This window comes from Nitrobacter sp. Nb-311A, assembly GCF_000152905.1.
GTDB lineage: Bacteria > Pseudomonadota > Alphaproteobacteria > Rhizobiales > Xanthobacteraceae > Nitrobacter.
The window spans coordinates 58995-65616 of sequence record NZ_CH672423.1 but is presented as its reverse complement, the minus strand read 5'-3'; the positions used below and the strand labels follow the sequence as shown (position 1 = coordinate 65616).

General features: G+C 62.8%; 8 protein-coding genes. All 8 read left to right on the top strand.

Annotated elements, in window-relative coordinates:
* Positions 1-828 (top strand): cytochrome c oxidase subunit II (coxB, locus tag NB311A_RS18705; RefSeq protein ID WP_009797325.1); only part of this gene is annotated, 828 nt, incomplete at its 5' end.
* Positions 829-944: 116 nt separating this feature from the next.
* Positions 945-2561: a cytochrome c oxidase subunit I gene (gene ctaD, locus NB311A_RS18700; RefSeq protein ID WP_009796675.1), complete on the top strand. Its 1617-nt coding sequence runs from the start codon at positions 945-947 to the stop codon at positions 2559-2561.
* Between the two features lie 60 nt (positions 2562-2621).
* Entirely contained in the window at positions 2622-3560 is a 939-nt protein-coding gene (locus NB311A_RS18695) for a heme o synthase (RefSeq protein ID WP_040673752.1), read from the top strand.
* Positions 3561-3575: 15 nt separating this feature from the next.
* Complete coding sequence (locus tag NB311A_RS18690; RefSeq protein ID WP_009796677.1) at positions 3576-3746, top strand: hypothetical protein; 171 nt, start codon at positions 3576-3578, stop codon at positions 3744-3746.
* Between the two features lie 6 nt (positions 3747-3752).
* Entirely contained in the window at positions 3753-4403 is a 651-nt protein-coding gene (locus tag NB311A_RS18685; RefSeq protein ID WP_009796678.1) for a cytochrome c oxidase assembly protein, read from the top strand.
* A gap of 94 nt (positions 4404-4497) precedes the next feature.
* Entirely contained in the window at positions 4498-5352 is an 855-nt protein-coding gene (locus NB311A_RS18680; protein WP_009796679.1) for a cytochrome c oxidase subunit 3, read from the top strand.
* A gap of 107 nt (positions 5353-5459) precedes the next feature.
* Positions 5460-5852: a DUF983 domain-containing protein gene (locus tag NB311A_RS18675; protein WP_009800195.1), complete on the top strand. Its 393-nt coding sequence runs from the start codon at positions 5460-5462 to the stop codon at positions 5850-5852.
* Complete coding sequence (locus tag NB311A_RS18670) at positions 5849-6607, top strand: SURF1 family protein (RefSeq protein WP_009800194.1); 759 nt, start codon at positions 5849-5851, stop codon at positions 6605-6607. The genes NB311A_RS18675 and NB311A_RS18670 overlap by 4 nt, the downstream gene beginning before the upstream one ends.
* Positions 6608-6622: the final 15 nt, after the last annotated feature.

Sequence of the window (6622 nt, the reverse complement as noted above, 5' to 3'; positions counted from 1 at the left end):
CGCCGGTTTGGCCGCCGGTTTCTGGGATTGGCGTTTGGAGTGGCGGCGCTTGCCGCTGGAGGTACGGTTTCTGCGGAGGAGCTGGGTCAGCCGCATGCGTGGGCGCTTGGTCTTCAGGCGGGCGTGACGCCTGTGATGGAGAGCATTGCGAGCATGCATAGCGGACTTCTGGTTGTGATCACGCTGATCACGCTGTTTGTGACGGCGCTTTTGATTGTGGCGATGTTGCGGTTCAACGCGCGGTCCAATCCGGTTCCGTCGAAGACGACGCACAACACGATGATCGAGGTTGCGTGGACGATTATTCCGGTTTTGATCCTGGTTGGCATAGCGGTGCCTTCGTTCCGGCTTTTGTTTCAGCAGCTTGACCTTCCGAAGGCCGATCTGACGGTGAAGGCGGTCGGCAAGCAGTGGTACTGGAGCTACGCTTATCCGGACAACGGCAAGTTTGAGTATGACTCGCTGATGTCGCATGACAAGCAGCCGCGGATGCTTGCGGTGGACAACGAGCTGGTTGTTCCTGTGAACAAGGTGGTCCGGGTTCAGGTGACCGGGGCGGATGTCATTCATTCCTTTGGAGTTCCGGCGTTTGGCATCAAGGTGGACGCGATTCCGGGCCGTCTCAACGAGACCTGGTTCAAGGCCACGAAGACGGGGATGTTTTACGGTCAGTGCTCTGAGTTGTGCGGCCGGGATCACGCCTTCATGCCGATTGCGGTTCGGGTGGTGAGCGATCAGGATTTTGCGGCGTGGGTTGAAGCCGCGAAGAAGAAGTTTGCCTCGAACCCGGCGAACGCGGTGGCGTCGGCTGCCGACGTGATGCGCTAGGCGTCGCGTCGGGCGATTTCGGCGAGGGCGGCAACCATCGAAGGTCGTCGCCCGGGAGCCGCCCGCCCAGGTTCGTTCGCTCAAGGACTTCAAGGGACGAAAGACAGGATCAGACAATGGCAACAACCGCAGCACATGCTCACGACCACGACCATGACGACCATGCGCACCACCCGACAGGGTGGCGGCGCTTTGCGTATTCGACCAATCACAAGGACATCGGGACCATGTACCTGGTGTTCGCCATCGTTGCGGGGATCATCGGCGGCCTGATGTCGATGGGGATCCGGGCGGAGCTGATGTATCCCGGGGTGCAGGTTTTTGATCCTGCGCATACCTACAACGTCTTTGTGACCTCGCACGGCCTGATCATGATCTTCTTCATGGTGATGCCTGCGATGATCGGCGGCTTTGGCAACTGGTTCGTGCCGCTGATGATCGGCGCGCCGGACATGGCGTTTCCGCGCATGAACAACATCTCGTTCTGGCTGTTGCCGGCGGCGTTTGCGCTGCTGCTGACCTCCACGTTTGTGGAGGGCGAGCCGGGCGCGAGCGGTGCGGGCACGGGCTGGACGCTGTACGCGCCGCTGTCGACGAGCGGCCATCCCGGACCGTCGGTGGATTTCGTGATCCTCTCGGTGCATCTGGCCGGCGCGTCCTCGATTTTGGGCGCGATCAACTTCATCACCACGATCTTCAACATGCGCGCCCCCGGCATGACGATGCACAAGATGCCGCTGTTCGTGTGGTCGATCCTGGTCACGGTGTTCCTGCTGCTGCTGTCGCTGCCGGTTCTGGCGGGCGCGATCACGATGCTCCTGACCGACCGTAACTTCGGCACCACGTTCTTCGCCGCCGACGGCGGCGGCGATCCGGTGCTGTTCCAGCATCTGTTCTGGTTCTTCGGTCATCCCGAGGTGTACATCCTGATTCTGCCGGGCTTTGGCATGATCAGCCATGTGATCTCGACGTTTTCGAAGAAGCCGATCTTTGGCTATCTCGGCATGGCCTATGCGATGGTGGCGATCGGCGGCATCGGCTTTGTGGTGTGGGCGCATCACATGTACACGGTCGGCATGGTGTCGACGGCGCAGGCCTATTTCGTCGCCGCCACGATGGTGATCGCGGTGCCGACCGGCGTGAAGGTGTTCTCGTGGATCGCCACGATGTGGGGCGGCTCGATCGAGTTCAGGGCGCCGATGCTGTTTGCGATCGGCTTCATCTTCCTGTTCACGGTCGGCGGCGTGACCGGCGTGGTGCTGGCCAATGCGGGCGTCGATCGTGTGATGCAGGAGACCTACTACGTCATCGCGCACTTCCACTACGTGATGGGCATTGCCGCGGTGTTCTCGATCTTCGCGGGCTGGTACTACTGGTTCCCGAAGATGTCCGGCTACATGTACAACGAGACCATCGCCAAGCTGCACTTCTGGCTGATGTTCATCGGCGCCAACGTCCTGTTCTTCCCGCAGCACTTCCTGGGACTGCAGGGCATGATGCGGCGCTCGGTCGACTATCCGGATGCGTTTGCGGGCTGGAACGAGATCTCGTCCTACGGCGCCTTTATCGCGGGTTTCGGCGCGGTGGTCTTCATCTACGGCCTGATCGACGCCTTCGCGCGCAAGCAGCAGGCGGCCGACAATCCGTGGGGTGAAGGCGCGACCACGCTGGAATGGACGCTGTCGTCACCGCCGCCGTTCCACCAGTTCGCCACCCTTCCGAAGGTGCAGTAAGTCAATGTGAATGTGCGCGGCGCGCGTGACGCGCCGCGCACCCAACAAGCGGGTTGTGTCGTGTCGGTTGTCGATCAAAAAGCCGTTGAACTGCCGCCCCGGATCTCGGAGGCGAGTGTCGCCGATTACTTCGCGCTGCTGAAGCCACGGGTGATGTCGCTCGTGATCTTCACCGCGCTGGTCGGGCTGATGATCGCGCCGGGCCATGTTCACCCGGTGCTGGGATTCATCTCGATCCTCTGCATCGCGGTCGGAGCCGGCGCTTCCGGCGCGCTGAACATGGCGCTGGAAGGCGATATCGACGTGCTGATGTCGCGGACGGCCAACCGGCCGATCCCGCGCGGCCGCATCACCCGCGGCGAGGCGATGGGGTTCGGCCTCACGCTGTCGTTCTTCTCGGTGATGACGCTCGGCGCCCTGGTCAACTGGTATGCGGGAGGGCTGCTCGCCTTCACGATCTTCTTTTACGTTGTGATCTATACGATGGGACTGAAGCGGCGGACCGCGCAGAACATCGTGATCGGCGGCGCCGCCGGCGCGCTGCCGCCGGTGGTGGCGTGGGCGGCGGCGACGGGATCGCTGTCGATGGAGCCGCTGCTTCTGTTCTTGATCATCTTCTTCTGGACGCCGCCGCATTTTTGGGCGCTTGCGCTGTTCCGTTCCGACGATTACGCGCGCGCCGGGGTGCCGATGCTGCCGGTGGTCGCCGGTCCGGACGCGACGCGGCTGCAGATCCTGCTCTACACCATCGTGCTGGTGGCGATCGCCGCCGCGCCCTGGCCGTTGGGCTACTTCGATTGGGTTTATGGCGTCACCTCGCTGATCCTGGGCGCCGGCATGCTGGTGCTCGCGATCCAGGTCTATCGCCATCGCACCGGAAGCCAGGCGCTGCGCGCCACGCGGCGGCTGTTCGCCTTTTCGATCCTCTATCTGTTCGCGCTGTTTGCCGTTCTGCTGCTCGATGTGGTTGCGAAGGCCCTCGCGCCGTTGATCTGGTAGAGGGCGTATGGTCCGATGGACAGCGAAAACAAGCCGGACGGAGACGGAATCGTTCTCACCGAGGCCCAGAAGAAGCGGCGGCGCGAGCGGTCGATCGCGATCGCCTGGGCGCTTGGGGTCCTGGTCCTGCTGTTTTTCGCGGTCACCTTCATCAAGGGGCCGGGCGTTCTCGTCCGTCCGATGTGATTTGAGATGACGGACGCGCCGCACCATCCGCAGCAACCCGCCACCGCAGCCCCGGCGCCGCCGAAGGCTGCGCCGCGCGTCGGCCGCGACGTGAAGATCGGCGCCGCCTGCGGCCTGCTGGTCGCGCTGATGGTCGGCGCCGCCTATGCGGCGGTGCCGTTTTACAACTGGTTCTGCCGCGTCACCGGCTTCAACGGAACGACGCAGGTGGCGGCGACGGCGCCGCGGGCCGCGCCGCTGGCGCGAACGGTGGCGGTGCGCTTCGACTCCAACGTCTCCGGCGGGCTGCCCTGGAAGTTCGAGCCGGAACAGACCGAGATAAAGGTCCGGATCGGCGAGGTCACCACCGTGCATTACGCCATCACCAACGAGTCGGCGGCGACCACGATGGGACAGGCGGCCTATAACGTCACGCCGCTGACGGTCGGATCCTATTTCACCAAGATCAACTGCTTCTGTTTCACCGAGCAAACCCTGGCGCCCGGTGAGAAGCGGGAGATGGACGTCGTCTTCTATGTCGATCAGGCCTTCGCCGCCGACAGCGAGAACGACGGCGTCAACACCATCACCCTGTCCTACACCTTCTTTCCGGTGAAGAATGCCACGCCCAAGCCGGTGGCGGCAAACGAGCCGGACAGGTCAGGGGGAAGCATCTGACCTTCGAGGGCCGACGCGTTTCGTTACCGCGCGTCTTGTTTTGAGATCAATAGGTGCCCAATACCGCCGGCACCGCTAAGGGAGAGAGACCGCAATGGCTACGGCGCAAGTCAAGCACGATTACCACCTGGTCGACCCGAGTCCGTGGCCGATCGTAGGCGCGACCGCGGCTTTCATCATGGCCGTCGGCGCGATCCTGTGGATGCATCATATGACCGCGGCCGCGCCGATCATTTTCGGCATCGGCGTGGTCGGCGTGCTCTACACCATGGCGAGCTGGTGGGCGGATGTGATCCGCGAAGCCGAGCATAAGGGCGATCACACCCGCGTGGTGCAGATCAGCCACCGCTACGGCATGATCCTGTTCATCACCTCCGAGGTGATGTTCTTCGTCGCCTGGTTCTGGGCCTTCTTCAACTCCGCGCTGTTCCCGGGCGATCCCGTGCATGTGACGCGCGAGGCGCTGTTCGGCGGCGTCTGGCCGCCCAAGGGCATCCAGACCTTCGATCCCTGGCACCTGCCGCTGCTCAACACCCTGATCCTGCTGACCTCGGGCACCACCGTGACCTGGGCCCACCATGCCCTGCTCAATGGCGACCGCAAGGGGCTGAAGTGGGGGTTGATCCTGACCATCGCGCTCGGCGCCATCTTCACCTGCGTGCAGGCCTATGAGTATCATCACGCCGCCTTCAGCTTCGCCGGCAACGTCTACGGCGCCACCTTCTTCATGGCGACCGGATTCCACGGCTTCCACGTGCTGGTCGGCACCATCTTCCTGATCGTCTGCCTGTTCCGCGCCAATGCCGGACACTTCACGCCCTCCCAGCACCTCGGCTTCGAGTTCGCCGCCTGGTACTGGCATTTCGTCGACGTGGTGTGGCTGTTCCTGTTCGTCTGCATCTATGTCTGGGGCAACGGCGCCGCGGCCATGGCGCACGCCGCGCACTGACCGGGACCCGCACGATCAACACCATCACCAACAAGGGCGGCCGCCGGGCCGCCCTTTCTCTTTCGGACAACGTCTCTTTCGGACAACGTCTCTTTCGGAGAATACCAATGTCCAGCTTCCATGCCCGGCCAACACTCTCCCAGACAATCCTGCGCGGAATCGCTTCCAAATGCCCGCGCTGCGGCAAGGGAAAACTCTTCTCCGGATTCCTGACCCTGAGGCCCTCCTGCGATCGATGCGAACTGGACTACGCCTTCATCGATGCCGGCGATGGACCCGCTGTGTTCATCATCCTCATCGCAGGATTCATCGTCGTCGCCGCCGCCCTCATCGTCGAAGTCAAATATCAGCCACCCCTCTGGCTCCACGCAGCTCTCTGGATCCCACTCGTCCTCGCGGTCACCCTTTGGCCCTTGCGCGCCATGAAATCGCTTCTGATCAGCCTCCAGTTCCATCACAAGGCTGCTGAGGGGCGATTAGTCTCTCGTAATCATCCATGAGCGCTCCCCGCCGTCACCGCAGCAGCGGAGGACTCGGCCTTGGCCTTGTTGCGCTGGCCATGGTCGCCGTGCTCATCGGCCTTGGCGTCTGGCAGTTGCGGCGTGGCGCCGAGAAGCACGTGCTGATTGCTGCGCTCACCGAGCGATTGACAGCCGCGCCCGTCGCCTTGCCCCCGCCGGCAGAGTGGCCGACATTATCGTCGACCGGGGATGAGTTTCGCCGGGTGAGTTTTTCGGCGACCTACGAGGCGGAATCCGACGCGATGGTTTACAGCTCCGGTTCGGCAGTGCGTCCGGATGTTGGACTCGGTACGTGGGCATTTCTGCCCGCGCGTCTGCCCGATGGTCGTGTGCTCGTTGTTAATGCGGGCTTTGTGCGAAACACCAAGCAGGATCGCAACCAGCAGAATCGTGCTGTGAAACCGTTGGTGACGGGCCAGCTTGTCGCAATGACAGGCTATTTACGCTTTCCGGAAGAAGCTGGTATTCTGACTCCGTCTCCCAATCGCGGCAAGCGGCTGTGGTTTTCGCGCGACATAGGCGCGATGGCGCAGGCTCTCGGCTGGGGAAACGTTGCACCGTTCTACATCGACCTTGAGACGCCGGTGCCTGCGGACGGCGTTCCGAAGCCTGGCCCGCTCGATGTGCATTTGAAGGATGATCACCTTCAATACGCCATTACCTGGTTCGGTCTTGCCGCAGCGGTGCTTTTCACCTTTGGCTTTTGGTGGCGCAGCCAGCGTCGCGCGATGTAGCTCGCGATTTTTCCC

Bases quoted from the DNA above. Each gene is read 5' to 3' on its own strand.
- NB311A_RS18670 (WP_009800194.1), top strand. From the start codon at position 5,849: ATGAGCGCTCCCCGCCGTCACCGCAGCAGCGGAGGACTCGGCCTTGGC.
- NB311A_RS18690 (WP_009796677.1), top strand. From the start codon at position 3,576: ATGGACAGCGAAAACAAGCCGGACGGAGACGGAATCGTTCTCACCGAG.
- NB311A_RS18680 (WP_009796679.1), top strand. From the start codon at position 4,498: ATGGCTACGGCGCAAGTCAAGCACGATTACCACCTGGTCGACCCGAGT.
- NB311A_RS18685 (WP_009796678.1), top strand. From the start codon at position 3,753: ATGACGGACGCGCCGCACCATCCGCAGCAACCCGCCACCGCAGCCCCG.
- NB311A_RS18675 (WP_009800195.1), top strand. From the start codon at position 5,460: ATGTCCAGCTTCCATGCCCGGCCAACACTCTCCCAGACAATCCTGCGC.
- ctaD (WP_009796675.1), top strand. From the start codon at position 945: ATGGCAACAACCGCAGCACATGCTCACGACCACGACCATGACGACCAT.